17 protein-coding genes are annotated in these 21,296 nt (G+C 60.0%); 13 read left to right on the top strand and 4 right to left on the bottom strand.

All coding sequences use genetic code 11. From position 1 onward, the window contains the following. The first annotated feature begins 3 nt into the window (after nt 1-3). The 10 genes from tcyJ to AB4N48_RS23295 all read left to right on the top strand — a co-directional run bounded on the left by tcyJ (nt 4) and on the right by AB4N48_RS23295 (nt 10,228). Nucleotides 4-804 carry a cystine ABC transporter substrate-binding protein gene (tcyJ, locus tag AB4N48_RS23250; protein ID WP_016772199.1) on the top strand — a complete coding sequence of 267 codons (801 nt, stop codon included), beginning with the start codon at nt 4-6 and terminating at the stop codon, nt 802-804. Beyond that, entirely contained in the window at nt 804-1,469 is a 666-nt protein-coding gene (gene tcyL, locus AB4N48_RS23255) for a cystine ABC transporter permease (protein WP_016772200.1), read from the top strand. Before tcyJ ends, tcyL begins: the two co-directional genes overlap by 1 nt. A gap of 4 nt (nt 1,470-1,473) precedes the next feature. Continuing rightward, complete coding sequence (gene tcyN / locus AB4N48_RS23260) at nt 1,474-2,223, top strand: L-cystine ABC transporter ATP-binding protein TcyN (protein ID WP_076565047.1); 750 nt, start codon at nt 1,474-1,476, stop codon at nt 2,221-2,223. Between the two features lie 462 nt (nt 2,224-2,685). Further along, complete coding sequence (locus AB4N48_RS23265; protein ID WP_095181108.1) at nt 2,686-3,450, top strand: hypothetical protein; 765 nt, start codon at nt 2,686-2,688, stop codon at nt 3,448-3,450. 263 nt (nt 3,451-3,713) lie between these two features. Beyond that, nucleotides 3,714-4,955, top strand: coding sequence for an SfnB family sulfur acquisition oxidoreductase (locus AB4N48_RS23270; RefSeq protein ID WP_150637903.1), 1,242 nt, complete (start codon nt 3,714-3,716; stop codon nt 4,953-4,955). 27 nt (nt 4,956-4,982) lie between these two features. After that, a complete protein-coding gene (locus tag AB4N48_RS23275; protein ID WP_460094381.1) occupies nt 4,983-6,176 on the top strand; it encodes an SfnB family sulfur acquisition oxidoreductase in 1,194 nt (397 codons plus the stop codon). After that, entirely contained in the window at nt 6,176-7,534 is a 1,359-nt protein-coding gene (locus AB4N48_RS23280) for an LLM class flavin-dependent oxidoreductase (RefSeq protein WP_236168235.1), read from the top strand. The genes AB4N48_RS23275 and AB4N48_RS23280 overlap by 1 nt, the downstream gene beginning before the upstream one ends. A gap of 126 nt (nt 7,535-7,660) precedes the next feature. Further along, complete coding sequence (locus AB4N48_RS23285) at nt 7,661-8,470, top strand: MetQ/NlpA family ABC transporter substrate-binding protein (RefSeq protein ID WP_460094382.1); 810 nt, start codon at nt 7,661-7,663, stop codon at nt 8,468-8,470. A 2-nt stretch (nt 8,471-8,472) separates the two neighbouring features. Continuing rightward, a complete protein-coding gene (locus AB4N48_RS23290) occupies nt 8,473-9,594 on the top strand; it encodes a methionine ABC transporter ATP-binding protein (RefSeq protein ID WP_236168237.1) in 1,122 nt (373 codons plus the stop codon). After that, nucleotides 9,584-10,228, top strand: coding sequence for a methionine ABC transporter permease (locus AB4N48_RS23295; protein ID WP_039756400.1), 645 nt, complete (start codon nt 9,584-9,586; stop codon nt 10,226-10,228). The genes AB4N48_RS23290 and AB4N48_RS23295 overlap by 11 nt, the downstream gene beginning before the upstream one ends. A gap of 77 nt (nt 10,229-10,305) precedes the next feature. Here AB4N48_RS23295 and AB4N48_RS23300 read toward each other — a convergent pair whose 3' ends face one another. Then, complete coding sequence (locus AB4N48_RS23300) at nt 10,306-13,113, bottom strand: RHS repeat domain-containing protein (RefSeq protein WP_460094383.1); 2,808 nt, start codon at nt 13,111-13,113, stop codon at nt 10,306-10,308. Nucleotides 13,114-13,570: 457 nt separating this feature from the next. Between AB4N48_RS23300 and AB4N48_RS23305 the strand changes: the two genes are divergently transcribed. Both AB4N48_RS23305 and AB4N48_RS23310 read left to right on the top strand, forming a co-directional pair. Further along, the gene (locus AB4N48_RS23305) at nt 13,571-13,927 is read left to right on the top strand and encodes a DUF6124 family protein (protein WP_041477463.1); all 357 of its coding nucleotides are present in this window, start codon (nt 13,571-13,573) and stop codon (nt 13,925-13,927) included. A gap of 105 nt (nt 13,928-14,032) precedes the next feature. Beyond that, complete coding sequence (locus AB4N48_RS23310; RefSeq protein ID WP_056787053.1) at nt 14,033-14,662, top strand: class I SAM-dependent methyltransferase; 630 nt, start codon at nt 14,033-14,035, stop codon at nt 14,660-14,662. 90 nt (nt 14,663-14,752) lie between these two features. Here the strand turns inward: AB4N48_RS23310 and AB4N48_RS23315 are convergent, their stop codons facing one another. The 3 genes from AB4N48_RS23315 to AB4N48_RS23325 are packed head-to-tail and all read right to left on the bottom strand — an operon-like array spanning nt 14,753 to nt 19,967. Beyond that, on the bottom strand, nt 14,753-17,806 hold the full coding sequence (locus AB4N48_RS23315; protein WP_056787048.1) for an efflux RND transporter permease subunit: 3,054 nt from the start codon (nt 17,804-17,806) through the stop codon (nt 14,753-14,755). Next, entirely contained in the window at nt 17,803-18,867 is a 1,065-nt protein-coding gene (locus AB4N48_RS23320; protein ID WP_041477460.1) for an efflux RND transporter periplasmic adaptor subunit, read from the bottom strand. The genes AB4N48_RS23315 and AB4N48_RS23320 overlap by 4 nt, the downstream gene beginning before the upstream one ends. Further along, a complete protein-coding gene (locus tag AB4N48_RS23325; RefSeq protein ID WP_460094384.1) occupies nt 18,864-19,967 on the bottom strand; it encodes an efflux RND transporter periplasmic adaptor subunit in 1,104 nt (367 codons plus the stop codon). The genes AB4N48_RS23320 and AB4N48_RS23325 overlap by 4 nt, the downstream gene beginning before the upstream one ends. 146 nt (nt 19,968-20,113) lie before the next feature. On the opposite strand from AB4N48_RS23325, the gene AB4N48_RS23330 reads away from it, so the two are divergent. Then, the gene (locus AB4N48_RS23330) at nt 20,114-21,274 is read left to right on the top strand and encodes an AAA family ATPase (protein WP_460094385.1); all 1,161 of its coding nucleotides are present in this window, start codon (nt 20,114-20,116) and stop codon (nt 21,272-21,274) included. Nucleotides 21,275-21,296 lie beyond the last annotated feature (22 nt).

Genomic DNA, 21,296 nt, shown 5'->3' on the forward strand with positions numbered 1-21,296 from the left:
GTCATGAATTTTTCCGCACTACGTCGCACTCTGCTGGTCGGTTCGCTGGGCCTTGCGCTCAGCGCCGGCCTGATCGGTCAGGCAGTGGCCGGTGAGCAGTTGCAACAGATCAAGGACAAGGGCGTTCTGAACGTCGGCCTGGAAGGCACTTACCCCCCGTTCAGCTATGTCGACGAGAACGGCAAGCTGTCGGGTTTTGAAGTGGAGCTGTCCGAAGCGCTGGCGCAAAAGCTCGGCGTCAAGGCCAAGATTCAGCCGACCAAATGGGACGGCATCCTCGCCGCACTGGAATCCAAGCGTCTGGATCTGGTGGTCAACCAAGTGACCATTTCCGACGAGCGCAAGAAGAAGTACGACTTCTCCGAACCGTATACCGTCTCTGGCATTCAGGCCCTCGTGCTGAAAAGCAAAGAGTCGGCGCTGAACATCAAGACTGCCGCTGACCTGTCCGGCAAGAAAGTCGGTGTCGGCCTGGGTACCAACTACGAGCAGTGGGTCCGCGCCAACGTGCCGGGTGCTGACGTGCGCACCTACGATGATGATCCGACCAAATTCGCCGACCTCAACAACGGTCGTACCGATGCCATCCTGATCGACCGTCTGGCTGCCCTCGAATACGCCAAGAAAGCCCCGAAAACCGTAGCTGCCGGTGAGGCCTTCTCGCGTCAGGAATCCGGTATCGCCCTGCGCAAAGGCGAGCCTGAACTGCTGGCTGCGGTGAACAAGGCGCTCGACGAACTGCGTGCTGACGGCACTCTTGAGAAACTGTCGAAGAAATACTTCAACGCAGACGTCACTAAATAATGGAAGAGGCTTTCCAACTCGCGCTGGATTCCGCGCCCTTTCTGTTGAAGGGCGCGTACTACACGGTAGTCCTCAGCCTCGGCGGGATGTTCTTCGGTCTGCTGCTGGGCTTCGGCCTCGCGCTGATGCGCCTGTCGCGCTTCAAATCGGTCAGCTGGCTGGCCCGCATCTACGTGTCGTTCTTTCGCGGCACGCCGTTGCTGGTGCAGCTGTTCGTGATCTATTACGGCTTGCCGCAACTGGGCATGGAGCTTGATCCGCTGCCAGCAGCGCTGATCGGTTTCTCGCTGAACATGGCCGCCTACGCCTGTGAAATCCTTCGTGCCGCGATCGGTTCGATCGAACGCGGTCAGTGGGAGGCTGCTGCGAGTATCGGCATGACCCGCGCGCAGACCCTGCGCCGGGCCATCCTGCCGCAAGCGATGCGCACGGCATTGCCGCCGCTGGGCAACAGCTTCATTTCGCTGGTCAAGGACACGGCGCTGGCCGCGACCATTCAGGTGCCGGAGCTGTTCCGTCAGGCGCAGCTGATTACCGCCCGGACTTTTGAAGTCTTCACCATGTATCTTGCCGCCGCGCTGATCTACTGGATTCTGGCCACGGTGCTTTCGCACTTGCAGAACAAGTTGGAAGAGCGGGTCAATCGGCACGACCAGGAGTCCTGACGCGATGATTGTCGTGGAAAAACTGACCAAGCAATTCAAGGGTCAGGTCGTGCTCAACGGCATCGACCTTGAGGTAAAGGAAGGCGAAGTCGTCGCGATCATCGGCCCCAGTGGTTCGGGGAAAACGACGTTCCTGCGCTGCCTGAATTTCCTCGAAGAGCCCACCAGCGGCCGGATCAAGGTCGGCGATATCGAAATCGATACCAGCCGCCCGCTGAACCAGCAGCAAAGTCTGGTGCGCAACCTGCGCCAGCACGTCGGCTTCGTGTTCCAGAACTTCAACCTGTTCCCCCATCGCACCGCTTTGGAAAACGTCATCGAAGGCCCGATCGTGGTCAAGAAGATGCCGCGCGACCAGGCAGTTGCTCTGGGTAAAAAGCTGCTGACCAAAGTGGGGCTTGCCGGCAAGGAGGACGCGTATCCGCGCCGGCTTTCCGGTGGCCAGCAACAGCGCGTGGCAATTGCCCGGGCGCTGGCGATGGAGCCGGAAGTCATTCTGTTCGACGAACCGACCTCCGCCCTCGACCCGGAACTGGTCGGCGAAGTGCTGGCGACCATTCGCGGTCTTGCCGAAGAAAATCGCACCATGGTGATTGTCACCCATGAAATGGGTTTTGCCCGTGACGTGGCCAATCGCGTGGTGTTTTTCGACAAGGGCGTAATTGTTGAACAAGGTGAAGCCAAGGCACTGTTTGCCAACCCGAAAGAAGAACGCACCAAACAGTTTCTCAGCAAGTTTCTGAATCACGCCTGAGAACTTTCTCTGCCACAGCCCTCAACTTCCACGGACGGAAGTTATCCCTCCCCCGGCATTTCATTCTTCTAAACATTTATTACTTGTGCGCGCAGATAAACATTGCGCAACGATGACGCACATCCTCGATTCGTCATATTTCCACACGTTTGCCGGTGAACGAACCCGCACAAAACGCCGCGAAACCGCTGTTTATCTGTAGCTGATTTCGCGCTTACGCCTAGGCTTATTGCCTCGATGACGTAGGAGCTTTCTGATTAACTTGTAATTTACGCATTAACTAATCCCCTCTATTGACACCCCTCTCCGCAGACTTTTATCTAGTCGGCAACCGGCGCCCCTTAGTTCAAACAACTCGCACTAATACCGAGCAAATACTTGTCGCTTTTATTGCCAGTTGATTCGCGCCTTTTTTGTTTTCCAGAAACGGATTTCGCTGCAAGACTTCAAGGAGAGAAACCGATGACCCGCACTTCGCACACACCCGAACTTGCAGCGCCAACGCTGGCATGCGCACAAAAAACCGGCATTAACCTGGCAACAGCAGCCCACCTGCTCATCGACGTGCCGCCCTACTGCGACATGGACGTTGGCGATCTGATCGAACTGTTCTGGGACAAATGCTATGTCGCGTCAAAAGTCCTCAGCGCGGCCGATGTGGGCGAGTCAGTGAGCCTGCGGGTGCCGGAGAGTTTCATTGCCAATGGCACCGCGCGCATTCACTACCGCGTGATGCAGGTCGGCCAGGGCCCCGCGCTTTCGGCAACGACGCGGATACAGGTCAAACTCGATTGCCCGGGTGGCCAGCCCGCTGCGCACTGCGAAGATGAAAACCAGCAACTGGCACCGGTGATCATCCCCGAAGCGATTCGCCGCCAGGGCGTCAACCCCAGCCAGATCAAACGCGGCGTGCCGCTGACTATCGAGCCTTATCTGAACATGGCCGAAGACGACGCCATCACATTGCGCTGGGGTGATGTGCGCATGGATCTGGCGGCGCTCACTGCGGCCGACGTCGGGCTGCCGATTCAGGTCTGGGTGCCACCGGCGGTCATTGTCGAAGCGGGCGAAGACCTGCGGCTGGACGTGACCTACTGCATCCTCGACCGGGTCGGTAACAACTCGCGCTGGGCACCGCCGCGCACACTGAAAATCGGTTGCGTGAATCCGTACGTGAAAGTCCCGTTGAAGCCCGAATTCAAGGCCGCTGAATCACGTACCAAGTGAGACCTGCTCAAGGTGGGAGGTCAGTTATCTCTCACCTGAACCTCGTTAACCAAGCCGAACATTCACCCTTCTATGCATATTCCTAAAAGTTAGTTCATTTAATTTTTATACACGCTTAGGGTATATGCACCGGACCACCGGACATTCTTTCAATCGTCGCACTCCGCGGCGTTTTTCATGAGATGTGAGGTAGGTATGGTCCGGAACACAATCACCCCAGTGCAGATCGCCAGGGCATTGCGTGCAGCCAGGGAGCGGCACTGATGTCCAGTCTGGCAGATGCGAATCTGCAGTCCGATCTGGACATCGCCCCACTGTTATTGCCCGCGCAAGTACTGCGCAACGACGCTCAAGCCATCAAGGCCGCCCACGAGCTGGCGCAGGCCGCCCGCGTGCAGGCGGCCAAACGCGACCGTCAGCGCAAGCTGCCATGGTCGGAAATTGAACAGTTCACCCGCAGCGGTCTGGGCAGCATTGCCATCCCGCGCGAATACGGTGGCCCGCAGGTTTCCTTCGTCACATTGGCTGAAGTATTCGCGATCATTTCTGCCGCCGACCCGGCGCTCGGACAGATTCCGCAAAACCAGTTCGGCATCATCCATCTGGTGCTCGGCACCGCTACCCAAGCGCAGAAAAAGCAGCTGTTCCAGAGTGTTCTGGAAGGTTGGCGCATCGGCAATGCCGGCCCGGAACGCGGCACGAAAAACACCTTGGAACTGAAGGCGCGAATCAGTGCAGATGGCGACGACTACGTGATCAACGGCCAGAAGTTCTACTCCACCGGCGCCCTGTTCGCCCACTGGGTCGCGGTGAAAGCGCTCAACGATGACGGCAAGCAAGTGCTGGCCTTCGTCCGTCGCGGCACGCCAGGTTTGCGCATCGTCGATGACTGGTCGGGTTTCGGCCAGCGCACCACCGCCAGCGGCACGATCCTGCTGAACAACGTGCGCGTCGAGTCGAGCCTGGTCATCGACAACTGGAAGATCAACGACAAGCCGAACACCCAAGGGGCAGTGTCGCAGCTGATTCAAGCGGCCATCGACGCCGGCATCGCACGCGGTGCTATCGACGACGCCATCGACTTCGTCAAAAGCCGCGCGCGGCCATGGATCGACGCCAAGGTCGAGCGCGCCAGCGATGACCTCTACGTGATCGCCGATATCGGCAAACTGAAAATCGAACTGCACGCCGCCGAAGCGTTGCTGCGCAAGGCCGGACAAGTGCTTGATCAGGTTCACGCGGCGCCACTCACTGCTGAGTCCGCTGCTCGCGCTTCGATCGCCGTGGCTGAAGCAAAAGTACTGACCACCGAGATCTCGCTGCTGGCCAGCGAAAAGCTCTTCGAACTGGCCGGCAGCCGCGCGACCCTCGCCGAATTCAACCTCGACCGCCACTGGCGCAACGCCCGCGTGCACACCCTGCACGACCCGGTGCGCTGGAAATATCACGCAGTCGGCGCCTATCGCCTGAACGGCACTTTGCCGGCTCGCCATTCCTGGATCTGAGACGACCAGTCATCTGGAGAACCACCTATGACGCTTTCCCATCACGTCGCGCTCATCACCAGCGATGAGCAAGCCCTGATCGTCGCCAGCGACCTGGCCGAAGATTTCAAACGCGACAGCGCGATCCGCGACCGCGAACGCCGCCTGCCATTGGCCGAGCTCGAAGTGTTTTCCCGCTCCGGCCTGTGGGGCATCAGCGTGCCAAAAGAATATGGCGGCGCGGGCGTATCCAACGTCACCCAGGCCAAAGTCATCGCCCTGATTGCGCAGGCCGACGGTTCACTCGGGCAAATTCCGCAGAACCATTTCTACGCACTGGAAGTGCTGCGCGTGAATGGCAGCGATGAACAGAAACAACGTCTGTACGCCGAGGTCCTCGCCGGTCAACGCTTCGGCAATGCGCTGGCGGAACTGGGCACCAAAACCGCTCACGACCGTGTCACCCGTCTCAAACGCGACGGCGCTGGTTATCGCATCAACGGTCGCAAGTTCTACTCGACCGGGGCGATTTACGCGCAGCGCATTCCGACGTCGGTGGTCGATGAAAACGGCGTACAGCAACTGGCCTTCGTCCCGCGCGAGAGCAAGGGCCTGACGGTGATCGACGACTGGAGCGGCTTCGGCCAGCGCACCACCGGCAGCGGATCGGTAGTGTTCGAAGATGTCTATATAGCGGCCGAAGACGTGCTGCCGTTTCAGAGCGCTTTCGAGCGCCCGACCACGGTCGGCCCGCTGGCGCAGATTCTCCACGCCGCCATCGACACCGGCATTGCCCGCGCCGCTTTCGAAGATGCCTTGCATTTTGTGCGCAGCAAGACCCGTCCGTGGATCGATTCCGGCAACGACAAGGCCACCGAAGATCCACTCACATTGAAGAGCTTCGGCCACTTGAGCATTCGGTTGCACGCCACCGAAGCCTTGCTCGAACGTGCCGGCGAAATCCTCGATGCCGCGCAAGCCGAAACCAACGCCGAAACCGTCGCCGCCGCATCGATCGCGGTTGCCGAAGCGCGGGCGATCAGCACGGAAATTTCCCTCGCCGCTGGCAGCACCCTGTTCGAACTGGCTGGCAGCCAGGCGACCCTCAGCGAACACGGCCTCGACCGCCACTGGCGCAACGCCCGAGTGCATACCCTGCATGACCCAGTGCGCTGGAAATATCACGCAGTTGGCAATTATTACCTCAACGACGAAAACCCTCCGCTGCGAGGGACGATCTGATGAGCGCTGCGAAAAAGAAAATTCTGCTCAACGCGTTCAACATGAACTGCATCGGCCATATCAATCACGGCCTGTGGACGCATCCGCGCGACACTTCGACCCGCTACAACACGATCGAATACTGGACCGAACTGGCGCAGTTGCTTGAGCGTGGATTGTTCGATGGTTTGTTCATCGCTGACATCGTCGGCGTCTACGACGTCTACCAGAACTCGGTGGACGTCACGCTGAAAGAGTCGATCCAGTTGCCGGTCAACGATCCGCTGCTACTGGTTTCAGCGATGGCAGCCGTCACCAGAAACCTCGGCTTCGGCCTGACCGCCAATCTCACTTACGAGCCGCCATATCTGTTCGCCCGACGCATGTCGACGCTCGATCATTTGAGTCGCGGCCGGGTCGGCTGGAACATCGTCACCGGTTATCTGGACAGCGCCGCCAAAGCCATGGGCCTGCGCGAACAGGTCGAACATGACCGCCGCTACGACCAGGCCGAAGAGTATCTGCAGGTGTTGTACAAGCTCTGGGAAGGCAGTTGGGAGAACGGCGCGGTGCTCAACGACCGCGAGGAGCGTATCTACGCCAATCCGGAAAAAGTGCACAAGGTCGAGCACAAGGGCGAGTTCTATCAGGTCGAGGGTTATCACCTCTGCGAGCCGTCACCGCAGCGCACGCCGGTATTGTTCCAAGCCGGCAGCTCCGATCGCGGCTTGCTCTTCGCCGGGCGTCATGCCGAGTGCGTATTCATCAGCGGCCAGAACAAACCATCGACCAAAGTGCAGGTCGACAAGGTCCGTGCCAGCGCGGTCGAAGCCGGGCGCAATCCTCAAGACATCAAGGTGTTCATGGGCCTCAATGTGATCGTCGGCGCCACCGAAGAAGCGGCGTGGGCCAAGCATGCCGAGTACCTGAGTTACGCCAGTGCCGAGGCCGGCGTGGCGCATTTTTCCGCCTCCACCGGCATCGACTTTGCCCAGTACGAAATCGACGAACCGATCCAGTACGTGAAGAGCAACGCGATTCAGTCGGCGACGAAAAACCTGCAAAACAACGACTGGACCCGGCGCAAATTGCTCGACCAGCACGCCCTCGGTGGTCGTTACATCACCGTGGTCGGCTCGCCCGAGCAAGTGGCGGATGAACTGGAATCGTGGATCGCCGAAACCGGTCTGGACGGCTTCAACCTGACCCGCATCGTCACCCCGGAAAGCTATGTCGATTTCATCGAACTGGTGATTCCCGAGCTGCAGCGGCGCGGCTCGTACAAGACTGCGTATGAGGGCGGGACCTTACGCGAGAAGTTGTTTCACGGTGAGGCGCAGTTGCCTGAGCAACATGCCGGCTCTTCGTACCGACGCTAAAAGCATCGCTGGCAAGCCAGCTCCCACAAGGGTCTGCGGCGCACACAAAACCTGTGGGAGCTGGCTTGCCAGCGATGAGGCCACAACAGGCACCACAAATCTTATGCACTGACTGGAAAACTCATCATGACCAAAAAAACCCTGTCCCACCCAGTCAAAGCACTGGCCCTGGCCTTCGGCCTGTTCAGCTCGGCGGTGTTTGCTGCGGATGCGCCGCTGAAAATCGGCACCACCGCCGCGTTTGCGATTCCGCTGGAAGCCGCCGTCGAGGAAGCCTCCAAACAAGGCCTGAAAGTCGAACTGGTGGAATTCACCGACTGGATCGCGCCCAACGTCAGCCTCGCCGCTGGCGACATCGATGTGAATTACTTCCAGCACATTCCGTTCCTGGAAAACGCCAAAGCCGCGTCCGGTTTCGATCTGGTGCCATTCGCTCCTGGGATCATTAACAACGTCGGTCTGTATTCGAAGCGATACAAAAGCTTCGATGAGCTGCCCGAAGGCGCCAGCGTCGCCATCGCCAACGACCCGATCAACAGCGGACGCGGTTTGCAATTGCTCGCCAAGGCCGGGTTGATCAGCCTGAAACCGGGCGTCGGCTACAAAGCCACCGAAGACGACATCGTCGCCAATCCGAAGAAGATCAGGATTCTTCAGGTCGAAGCCGTGCAACTGGTGCGCGCGTACGACGACGCCGACCTGGTCCAGGGTTATCCAGCCTATATCCGCTTGGCGAAGACCTTCGATGCCGGCTCGGCGCTGCTGTTCGACGGTCTCGATCACAAGGAATACGTGATCCAGTTCGTCATCCAGCCGGAGAGCAAAACCGACCCGCGCCTGATCAAGTTCGTCGACATCTATCAGCATTCGCCGGCCGTTCGCGCGGCACTGGACAAGGCCCACGGCAAGCTCTATCAGGCCGGCTGGGAAAGCTGAACATGACCGCAGCGATCCAACGGCGACTGGAGCTTCCAGAGCCACACAATGCTGAAAAAACCGAGCTGCACCCCGAGTTGAATCGCGCCCACGTACGCTTTATTGGCGTGGGCAAAACCTACGACGGCCGGCAAGGTCCGGTCGCGGCCTTGCAGGGCATCGACCTGGCGATTCAGCGTGGTGAAGTGTTCGGCATCATCGGCCGCAGCGGCGCCGGCAAGTCGTCGCTGATCCGCACGATCAATCGCCTGGAACAGCCAACGTCGGGGCGGGTGCTGATCGATCAGGTCGATATCGGCGAGTTCGATGAAGACCGCCTCGTCGCTCTGCGCCGGCGTATCGGCATGATCTTCCAGCACTTCAATCTGATGTCGGCCAAGACCGTCTGGCAGAACGTCGAGTTGCCACTGAAAGTCGCCGGCGTGCCGAAGGAACAGCGCGACAACAAGGTGCGCGAACTGCTCGAACTGGTCGGCCTGCAAAGCAAGCACAAGGCCTACCCGGCACAACTCTCCGGCGGGCAGAAGCAGCGTGTCGGCATCGCCCGCGCGCTGGTGCATGACCCGGACATTCTGCTCTGCGATGAAGCGACATCGGCACTCGATCCGGAGACCACGCAGTCGATCCTCGGCCTGTTGCGCGAGATCAACAAACGCCTCGGCCTGACCATTGTGCTGATCACTCACGAAATGGCAGTGATCCGCGACATCTGCGATCGCGTCGTCGTGCTTGAGCATGGCCATGCGGTCGAGCAAGGGCCGGTGTGGCAAGTGTTTGGCAATCCGCAACACGAGGTCAGCCAGACCTTGCTCGCGCCGCTGCAACACGCCTTGCCGGAAGAACTGCAAAGCCGATTGCAGGCGCAATCCACGGCTTCTGATGCAGCGGTGGTGTTGCGTTTGCAGTTCACCGGCAGTGCCGCTGATGAGCCGGATCTGGCCGCGTTGTTTGCGGCGTTGGGTGGCCAAGTGAAGCTGCTTCAGGGCGGCGTGGAAAGGATTCAGGGTCATGCGCTGGGGCAGCTTTTACTGGCCGTCAGCGGCTCGGCGTTCAGCGCCGGGCAATTGCGCGAACGCGCCGGGCAATGGGCGCAACGAGTGGAGGTATTGGGCTATGTGGTTTGATCGCTTGCTGCAGGGTTTTATCGACACTTTCCTGATGGTCGGCGTGTCGTCGCTGATCGCGCTGCTGGTGGGGATTCCCATGGCGGTGATTCTGGTCACCAGTGACAAGGGCGGGATCTATGAGGCGCCGCTGTTGAACCGTGCGCTGGGCGCCTTCGTCAATCTGTTCCGCTCGATCCCGTTCCTGATTCTGATGGTTGCGCTGATTCCGTTCACCCGCCTGATCGTCGGCACCACCTATGGCGTGTGGGCCGCTGTGGTACCGCTGACAATCGCCGCAACGCCCTTCTTCGCGCGGATCGCCGAAGTGAGTCTGCGCGAGGTCGATCATGGCCTGATCGAAGCCGCGCAGGCCATGGGTTGCCGGCGCTGGCATATCGTCTGGCATGTGCTGCTGCCCGAGGCGCTGCCGGGGATTGTCGGCGGTTTCACCATCACCCTGGTGACGATGATCAATTCGTCGGCCATGGCTGGGGCAATTGGTGCTGGTGGGCTGGGGGATATAGCTTACCGCTACGGCTATCAGCGCTTCGACAGCCAGATCATGTTGACGGTGATTGTCTTGCTGGTGGCGTTGGTGGCGGTGATTCAGTTGGGTGGGGATCGGTTGGCGCGGGGGTTGAACAAGCGGTGAAGCAGACTCTTTGCTTCCGATGGCTGGGACGCCAGCGCCCACCATCGGATGCGAACTGGTGGCGCTACTGTGAGTGTTCACCCGACATAACCTGGAGTAATCGAATTTTTTTTCAGAAAAGCCCGGGTATTTCCCTGATCAAGCGTGTTTTCCATGTTTTCTCTTGTCTGAAAAATCAGACTCGTCATGTCTTTCCACTTCACGCTGTTATGAGATTGCCACTCCACATACTCATCAGGCGAAGCCAGACCCGTTTCGACACCCGACATAATCCTTGTCAATACTTGCCACGTTTTGGATTGCATTTGGTGAAACACTGGATACAGATTTCCAAATGAAGCCAGATTATTGATTGAAGGCTTCAGATCAAAGCTGTCGACTCCGGTCAACGTCATATATTTACGTGACTCATCCTTCAGATGGAAGGCAGCAGCCCCATAGGCTGAAGCGCCACCCGCGCTGGCCAGACCGGAAGAGAGTTTCAAAGCCCCATAAAAAGGCCTGAAATCCCCATTGAATTTCGGATGATCTAGCGAGCCATACTCTTTTATTATTCTGGAAGGGGAATGAGCATAGTCAAACATGCCCATTTCGAAACCATCCCGGATCTCCGTTGCAAAACCTGGTTTAACCCCTTGATGCCACATATTCATGAGGCCATCACCTTCTAGATCAGGGATGCTTTCCGGATTGATATTGAAAGTCAGTTTCGCCCTGGATATGACATCAACAGCGGCTTCCAGCAATTCATCCGCAGCCACATCGCTCTGGATGCGCGCCAGCTTTTTAATTTTGCCAATGGCAGAACTCTTATCCGTGTCCTTTCTAGCCATGATGCTGGGGAGCAAATGCAATTTGAAATGGGCCCTGCGCGCATGCTCCGCGTCACTTTCGCCGCTCAAAACGCTACTCAAACCTCTGACCGTCCCCTGTTCATCAACGAAAATCAGCGGACTATTTCCTAGCATTGCGTAAAGATTGATTCCATCGATATCTCGGCCAGGATCGGGACTTGTCCAGCGTTGTAACCACGGCGCGTAATAACGATATCCATAATAGTAAAGACCGGTCGCATCCCGCTCTTTGCCTGAGTAGCGAATCGTTTTGTTTTTCACCGCCAATGCATTTTTACCCGCCCAGCACGCCGTGCCACCAAACGGGTAATAGTGCTCCTGAGTCAAAATCCCCGCACCATCATCCAATTCCAGCGCGCTGGAACCAAGATGATCATTGAGGCTGTAACGCAGTTGGTCGCTTTCCACCCCGCTTGGCCAGTGCAGCAGTCGTACCTGATTGCGCCCGGTGTCGACACTGAAGACATGTCGCTCGACACCATCGACTTCGCGATGAATCTCAAGCCCCGGCAGATAACGAACTTCTACCGTCAGCGTCTGACCGGACGCTTGGCTGACAGTCGTTTTACGCAACCGATGCCCCGGCTCGTCGTAGCCATAACATTCGTAGTCATCGCTTTCATTCGGACGTTTCAGCAACACAACCCGGCTCAACTCATTGCGCACGTTCCACGTCATGGCCTGTCCGCGCTGCAGCTCAAGCTGATTACCCGCCGCATCAAATCCCAGCGCTATCTCCGCTTCCCCGGGCAAGGAACCATCGTCGCGCTGCATCAGGCTTCGGTTGTTGCGATGGGAGGTGTACATCGAAAAACCCGGCGCACCGCTGTGGTGGCGAGTGATCAGGTTGCCCGCTGCGTCGTAGTCGAATTTCTGCGTGTAGTTGCGCCGTTGATTGGGATCGAGCGGCGTTGGCAGCAGCTCCGGCAAGGCCGGGCCATGACTGGGCTGGCTGACTTCCCAGCCGCTGGCCTCGACCAGTTGATAAAGGCTGTCGTAGCGATACCGACTGACCGGATCGATGCGCTGATTGTTGAGCCAGGACACGGCTTGGGTTTTATCTTCCAGGCTGATGATGTTGCCCACCGGATCGTAGACGTAATTCAGATCCTGCAATGGAGGGTGCGTGCCGACACTGGCGAGCAGTCTCAGCAACCGACCGTCATCGCGACTGTATTCGGCGCGGGCGATGACGCCATTGCCGGCCGTTTCGCTTTCGATCTGACCCTGCGCGTTGTAGCGAATCGCGCTGACCAGGCACTTCGGCTGCCTGCCCTCGCCGGCCTGCAACAGCCAGGTCGCGCAAGCTTGCCCGGCGATGTTGTAATGCTGGGTCCGAAGGTTGCCTACCGCGTCGGTGTGATGCTGCAACTCGCCGGTTGGAGTGAAAGTCTGCCGGGTGACGTAGGTTGTTTCCTCGAGATAGTCATCCCGCCGGTCGGGTTCGAGCGGCCAGTCAGGCGTCTCGAGCTCGATCAAAAAGCGTCGCGACTCCACCACCACTGCACCGCCGAGGCCGTAGTGATCGAAGTGCCGATTGCCGGCCGGGTCGTCGTGGCGGATCGGTCGACCGCACTGGTTGTGCTGTGCGTGATCATCGGTGGCTTTTGCATAGGTCCAGCGCTCGACCACGCGAGGCTGCCCGTCGTGCGCCTGCTCGGTGAGGGCTAGCGGTCGCTGCAGATCATCGTATTGGCGGTGACTCTTACTGCCCCGCGCATCCCAGCCAGAACACATCGAGCCCGCTTCATTCAACAGCCGCACCTGCCAACCGGCGTCGACGCTGTCTGCGAGTAAGTCTTGACCGCTCAATGCGTAGAGTGTGGCCAGATTCGGCTTGGGCGCAACGCCGTACAAACGCGGATCCCACGACGCTACCTGACGCCCCGCCTCATCAAAGATCTGCCGGGTGATGCGCGATTCGATGTCGGCTTTATCCGGGTGTCGGCAATAGGCAACGCTGCGAACCACCAGTGCGCGCGGGTCAATGACCGACAAGGTCGGAGTGGCGGTGTCATGGCGGGTATTCACGGCTACGCGAGTCCCTGATGTCTATACGCCGAGACTGAACCAGTTTTCTCCATCCCGATACTGTAAGAACTACCAGTAGCATTCAGGTTTGCGCACCCATGCGGTCATTCAGACAGGCTGGCGCGAGGACTGAATAAGCGCTAAGGTCGATGGCGGCAGGTGGCCATCAATCAGGCCCTTGTGATCGCGATATCTTAGGCAACGCCCTTCGCAAAAATCAGATGCTTCCTACACCACTTTTGTCGTTTCGCCAGCCCGAACGACGGGGGTTTGCAGGACGATTCCTAGAATAATTTGCCCGCTTGTACCCGAAATATCCTGTAGCTAATCTCCGGTCGTCACTGTTTTGCGGTGACTGGATTCAGTTGTCCGGCCGGCGACTGATCCGCGTGCAGCCGCCGTCCTGCTCGTTTAGTCGCGAAATGGTTGGCTCCCACTTGAAGTCAGGAGTTTACCCATGGAAAAAAATCTTGCCGATCCGCCACTCAGCCTTACCTCAAGCAAGCGGTTCACCGAGGATTTGCTCAAGGATCGCTCTGCACTGTGCCGCGCCGTCGACTCACATCTGGCCGGCAATCAGGTCACGTTGGCGGGACAGAAACGCGTCTACAGCATCAGCGAAGATGTGACGCTGGAGGACGCCCAACTGTATGTTGCCGATCTACTGCGCTGCGCCTCGGTGACCGTCCATCAATGCGGTGACCAGCTCGGGGGCGCGGATCGGGCCATGGTGTTTTCGGTCTGGCATCTGCTGGAAATGGCCAAGGCGATGATGGACCGCTCGATCGATTGTCTGGGAGCGAAGCAGCACTGAAGCCTGGCACCCATTGCCGCCTGCACTGGCCCCAGCGCAGGCGGCGTTTTTTTGCCGGTGAAAAGGCTTATAGTCCGCCCTCACGCCGCCAATACAGCATCGATCATGAAGCAAACGCCCAGCGACCTCGAACAGATCACCGCCACCACCCTTGGTCACTACAACTCGGTGGCCGAGGATTTCCGTGAAGGCACTCGCGACCACGATGTCAGCCAGAATATCGAGGCCTTGCTGCGCCACATTCACGGTGAAGCACCCTTCACGATTCTCGATTTCGGCTGCGGGCCGGGGCGGGATTTGCAAACCTTCACGCGCATGGGCCACGTCGCGATCGGCCTTGATGGCTCACAGGAATTCGCGCGCATGGCCCGCGAGGACAGCGGTTGCGAAGTCTGGCAGCAGGACTTTCTCAAGCTTGATCTGCCGGCCGAGCGCTTCGACGGCATTTTCGCCAACGCGGTGCTGTTTCATGTGCCGCTGCAGGTGTTGCCGCAAGTGCTACGGCAACTGCACGGCACCTTGAAACCGGGTGGAGTGCTGTTCAGTTCCAATCCGCGTGGCGACAACCAAGAGGGCTGGAACGGGCCGCGCTACGGCTCGTATCACGATCTCGAGGCCTGGCGCGGGTTGCTGACGGCGGCGGGGTTTGTCGAGCTGGAGCATTATTACCGGCCTGCGGGCTTGCCGCGCGAACAGCAGCCGTGGCTGGCGAGCGTGTGGCGTCGAGTTGATTGAAGATCAAAAGATCGCAGCCTTCGGCAGCTCCTACGTTGGAATGCGTTTCCCTGTAGGCGCTGCCGAAGGCTGCGATCTTTTGCTTTTGCTTCAGGAAGATTCTTTTTCAGGTTCGCGAATCTTGTACCAGGCCACATACAGCGCCGGCAGGAACAGCAGCGTCAGCAGCGTCGCCACGACGATGCCGCCAATCATCGCGTAGGCCATCGGCCCCCAGAACACTTCGCGGGCGATCGGGATCATGCCCATGCTCGCTGCCGCTGCGGTGAGCAGGATCGGTCGGCGCCGGTGTTCGGTGGCTTCGACCACCGCGTCCCACGGCGCATAGCCTTTCTGCTCGAACTCATCGATCTGCGTCACCAGAATCACCGAGTTGCGGATGATGATGCCGATCAGCGCGAGAATCCCCAGGATCGCCACGAAGCCCATCGGCGTGCCGGTCGGCACCAGCGCCAGGACCACGCCGATCAACCCCAGCGGCGCCACACTGGCGACCAGGAACATCTTCTGCACGCTGTGCAACTGGATCATCAGGAACGTTGCCATGAGGAACAGCATCAGCGGCAGCACCTTGGCAATCGGCCCCTGGGCCTTGCCGCTTTCCTCGACCGTGCCGCCGGTGGCGACCTTGTAGCCGACCGGCAGTTTCGAGGCAAAAGCATCGATCGACGGCTTGAGCAGTTTCACCAGATCGGTCGGCTGAATCTCGTCGCGCACCGAGGCCTTGATGGTAATGGTCGGCAAGCGGTCGCGACGCCAGACCAGCGGTTGTTCCAGTTCATAGCGCACGGTGGCGAACGCCAGCAGCGGAATCGAGGTGCCGCTCGGCGTGACGATCTGCAGGTTCTGCAGGGTTTCCGGGGTACCGCGCTCGGAATCCACCGCGCGACCGACCACGTTGATCAGGTAGATATCGTCATCGACCTGGGTCAACGGTGAGCCGCTGACAATGCTGTTCATCAGGTTGGCGACGTCTTCGGACGACAGCCCGAGTTGCCGCGCCTTGTCCTGGGCAATATCGATGCGCAGGACTTTGCCGGGCTCGTTCCAGTCGTAAATGATCTCGCCGATGTGCGGGTTCTTGTCCAGTTCGGTGGCCAGATCGATGGCGTGTTTGCGCACCTGATCGACGTCTTTGCCGCTGACTCGATACTGAATCGGACGCCCCACCGGCGGGCCCATTTCCAGAGCCTGCACGTAGCTGCCGATGCCGACGAAGTCTTTGTGCAGGCGCTCACGCAAGCGCTGGCTGAGTGCCTCGCGGGCTTCGAAATCCTTGCTGACGATCACCAGTTGCGCGTAGTACGGGTTCTGCAACTGTTGGTCCAGCGGCAGGTAGAAACGGATCGCCCCCTGACCGATGTAAGTGCTCCAGCGCACGATGTCCGGGTCGCCCTTGAGCGTTGCTTCGAGCTTGTCCACCGCCTTGCGGGTTTCGTCGATCGAGGCGTTTTGCGGCAGGTTCAGGTCGACCAGAATTTCCGGGCGGTCGGAAGCGGGGAAGAACTGGTTCTGCACGAAACGCATGCAGAACACCGCCAGCACGAACAACAGCACGGTGACGCCGATCGCCCACCAGCGATTGCGCATGGCCCACAACAGACCACCGTTGAACGCCCGGCCGACGCGACCCGGCTCGGCATCGTGGGCCTTCACCTTGTCGCTGAGGATGTGCACGCCGATCACTGGTGCGAAGAACACCGCGACCACCCACGAGACGATCATCGCCACGGCAATCACCGCGAACAGCGTGAACGTATATTCACCCGCCGAACTGGCGTTGAGGCCGATGGGCACAAAACCGGCGACGGTCACCAGCGTACCGGTGAGCATCGGGAATGCCGTCGAGGTGTAGGCGAACGTCGCCGCCTGCTCCTTGCTCTCGCCCATTTCCAGGCGCGTAACCATCATTTCCACGGTGATCATCGCGTCGTCCACCAGCAGACCGAGGGCGATGATCAGCGCGCCGAGGGAAATCCGCTGCATGGTGATGCCGCTGTATTCCATGAACACAAACACCATCGCCAGCACCAGCGGAATCGAGCAGGCCACCACCAGACCGGCGCGCACGCCGAGGCTGATGAAGCTCACCACCAGCACGATGATGACCGCTTCGAACAGCGCGCTGGTGAAACCGCCGACGGCCTCTTCCACCACCACCGCCTGATCGGAAACGGTGTGCACGCCGACGCCGACCGGCAAATCTGCGGTGAGCTGGTCGATGCGCTCGTGCAGCGCTTTACCGAACTCCTGAACGTTGCCACCCTTCTGCATGGCAATCGCCAGGCCGATCGCCGGTTTGCCGTCGAAGCGGAATTCCGGTGTCGCCGGGTCGACGTAGCCACGGCTGATCTCGGCGATGTCGGCCAGACGATAGAAGCGATCGTTGAGCTTGAGATTGACCTCGGCCAGATCTTTCTCCGACTCGAACTGGCCCGAGGTGCGCACGGAAATCCGCTCAGGCCCCGCCTCGATCACCCCGGCCGGAGTCACTGCGTTCTGCGATTGCAGGCTCTGCACCACCTGGCGCTGGTCGATACCTAACGCGGCAAGTTTGCGCGTGGAGAAGTTCAGGTAAATCGTTTCGTCCTGCTGGCCGACCATTTCGATCTTGCCCAGCCCCGGCACGTTGCGGATCTCGGCCCGCGCCTGTTCCACGTAATCGCGCAACTGGCGCATGGTCAGGCCGTCGGCGGTGAAGGCGTAGACCGAGCCGTACACGTCACCGAACTCATCGTTGAACCCCGGCCCCTGAATGCCCTGGGGAAACTGGCCGCGAATGTCGTCGATCTTCTTGCGCACCTGGTACCAGATTTGCGGAATGTCCTCAGCGCTGGTGGTGTCGCGCAGGTACACGTACACCGTCGACTCGCCGGGGCGGGTGTAGCTTTTCACGTAATCGAGGGAATCGAGCTCTTCGAGTTTTTTCTCGATGCGGTCGGTGACCTGCTTGAGGGTTTCTTCCTGGGTCGCGCCCGGCCATTTGGTCTGGATCACCATGGTCTTGATGGTGAATGACGGGTCTTCTTCGCGGCCGAGATTGAAGTAGGAGAACACCCCCATCAGCAGCCCGACGAACATCAGGTACCAGACGAATGACTGGTGCTTCAAGGCCCATTCGGAGAGGTTGAAAGAGCCTTTCATTGACTGTCCTCGTCAAGTTTTACCGATTGTCCGGGTTTGAGACTGTTGACGCCGGCGCTGACCACGCGCTCGCCGTTTTGCACGCCACCGGCCAGCACCACGCTGTTGTCGCCACGGCTGACCACGCTGACGTCGCGCGGGTTGACGGTTTTATTCTGCGTGTCGATGACCCAGATCCGGGTTTTACCGTCGGCTTCCTGCAACGCCGTCACCGGCAGTTCGATGCGCGGCTTGATCGCCGAGCTGAGGGTCACGCTGATCGCGGTGCCGAGGCGGAAACCGTCCGGTGTATCCGACAGGGTCAGGCGCGCGCGGCGGGTGCGCGTGGCGCTTTGCGCCTGGGGTTCGATCTCGCGGATGATCGCCGTGGTATTGATGCTCGGGTCGAGCTGCGCGGCCACCGAGAACACCACGTCGCTGGGCAACTGATCGACCAGCGTATCAGGCAGGTCGATCACCGCTTCCTTGATGTCCGGTTGTGCCAGCGTCACCACTTGTTGCCCAGCGGTCACCACTTGCCCGGCTTCGGCGTTCCACGCGGTGACCACGGCTTTGTGATCGGAGCGCAGCTCGGTGTAGCTCAGTTGATCCTTGCTCTGGCTGACCGCCGCGCGGGCCTGATCGAGCGAGGCCTGAGTGGTTTTCAGATCGGTGTTGGCGACGTCCAGTTGCGCCTGCGCACCGACGCCGCGATCGAACAGCGCTTGCTGACGACGTGCATTGGCCTGGGCGTTGATCAGTTGCGCCTGGATTCTCGCCAGATCGCCCTGGGCCGAGCGCAACTGGTTCTGCTGATCGGACGGATCGAGGGTGGCGAGCAAGGTGCCCTTCTGCACCTCGGCGCCGACATCGACGTTGCGACTGGCGATGCGTCCACCGACGCGGAAACCGGTGTTGCTCTCGTAACGCGCCTGAATGCTGCCGGCAAAGCGTCCGAGGCTTTCTTCGTTGAGCGCTTTGACCGTGACCGACAGCACCGGACGTACCGGTTCCGGCGGGGTTTCCTTTTCCGAGCAGGCGCCCAGCAGCAGCGCCATGCACAACAGGCCGAGGCGCTTCATGGCTGCGCTCCCGGTTGCAGATCCTTGTAGGTGTTTTCGGCAATCTCGACTTTCATGCCGGGGTGCAGCAACTGACCGCCGGCGACAATGACTTTCTCGCCGCCCTTGAGACCTTCGCTGATGATCACTTTGCCGGTCAGGTAGCGACCGACCGTGACCGTGTGCAACTGCGCTTCACCCTTGTCATCGACCAGCCATACCGCCGGGTCGCTGACGTTTTTTGTCAGCGCCGACCAGGGCAGTTCCACCGCCGATTTGCCGGTGCCTTTTGCGGTGGCGCTGACCACAGAACCGAGTTGCATGCCCGGCGGCAGCTTGTCGAGGCTGACCTTGACCTGCACGGTGCCCGATTGCGCCGACACCGACGGCGTGATTTCACGCACGGTGCCGGTGGTCTTGATCTCGGGATTGTCGAGCAGGCTGACCACGATCGAGCGATCGGACGGACGCTCGGCCAGCAGCGATTCGTAGACATTGAACACCGCGTCGCGGTCGCCATCGCGGGCGAGGCTGAAAATCGGCGCGGTGGCCTGCACCACCTGGCCGACTTCGGCCTGGCGCTCGGTGATCACCCCGGGTGCATCGGCGATCAGCGCGGTGTAGCCGAGCTGGTCCTTGGCGTTGGCCAGCTGCGCCTGCGCCGCGCTCAATGCGCTCTGGCTGCTGCGCAGCGCGGCTTGTGCCGAATCGTATTCGCTCTGGCTGGTGTAGCCCTTGGGCAGGAGTTTTTGCTGACGCACGAAAGCGGCCGCCGTTTGCTTAACGCGGGCCTGTTCGGCGACGACTTGGGCCTGAGCGGAATCGACGTTGGTCTGCAGATCCTTCGGATCGAGTTTGGCCAGCACCTGTTTGGCCGTGACGCGGTCGCCGACATCGACCATGCGCTGGATGATCTTGCCGCCGACGCGAAATGACAGCTGGGTCTGCACCCGCGCCTGCACATCACCGGTGAGGGTCACCGCTGCGGCGTAGTTGGCCGGTTCGACCTCTTGCACAAAGACCCGTGGCAAGTATTCCTCAGCAGGCTTCTTGTCGCCGCAAGCGGTGAGCAACGCCATGGCGCTCACGGCCATCAGCACTTTCAATCCGGGACCCGCCATGCACACTCCTTGGCCTTAAATGCTGCTGTCGAGACGATACGACTTCAGAGCTTAGAACAGGGTTCCACGGTTGCGGACGCCAACACCAGATTTATCTCATTAAAGGTATGCTCCCCGCGTATCGCAGTGACCCGGAGAAGGATTTCATGCTCAACACCCTGGCCGTGGCCAATTACCGCTCGATCAACAAACTGGTGATTCCGCTCGGGCGCCTGAACCTGATTACCGGGCCAAACGGCAGCGGCAAGTCCAACCTCTACCGCGCCTTGCGCCTGCTGGCGGAAACCGCCCAGGGCGGTGTGATCAATGCACTGGCGCGTGAGGGCGGGCTGGAATCGACGTTCTGGGCCGGGCCGGAAACCATTAGCCGACGCATGCGCAACGGTGAAGTGGCGATCGAGCCGACGGTGCGCCAAGGCGTGAAAAGGTTGCGCTTGGGATTCGCCGGCGAGGACTTCAGTTACGCCATCGGCCTGGGCCTGCCGGAGCCGAGCACTTCATGCTTTTCCCTCGACCCGGAAATCAAGCGTGAGTGCATCTGGGCCGGCCCGGTGTTTCGCCCGGCGAGCCTGCTGGTCGACCGCAACGGCCCGATGATCCGCGCCCGCGAAGGTCGCGCCTGGGATGTGCTGGCGCAACACACACCGAACTTCGATAGCTTGTTCGATCAGGTCGGCAATCTGCGCAGCTCGCCGGAAGTGTTTCAGATGCGCGAATTCATCCGGCGCTGGCGCTTTTATGATCACTTTCGCAGCGATGCCGACGCGCCGGTGCGTCAGCCGCAACTGGGCACGCGCACGCCCGTCCTGCACCACGATGGCCGTGATCTGGCGGCGGCCTTGCAGACAATTATCGAGATTGGCGATCCGCAAGCACTGAGCGCGGCGATCAGCGATGCGTTTCCCGGCGCGCGGCTGAATATCGCACTGTTGGCCGGTGGCCGTTTCGCTATCGAGTTTTATCAGGAAGGCTTGTTGCGACCGCTGTCAGCGGCAGAACTGTCGGACGGCACTTTGCGTTATCTGCTGCTGATCGCCGCCCTGCTGACCCCACGACCGCCATCGCTGATGGTGCTCAACGAACCGGAAACCAGCCTGCACCCGGACCTGCTGCCGGCGCTGGCGCGGCTGATCATTCGCGCTTCGGAGCAGTGTCAGGTGTGGGTGGTGTCACATGCGCGACGATTGATCTCGGCGTTGCAGGAAGACCCGGAATGCAATTGCATCGTGCTGGAGAAGACGCTGGGCCAGACCGGGATTGTCGGGCAGCGGGTGCTGGATGAGCCGGCGTGGCAGTGGCCGGATTGAGGGTGCCAGCGAAAAGCCCCTC

The sequence above is a fragment of the Pseudomonas sp. S2_C11 genome, assembly GCF_054668395.1.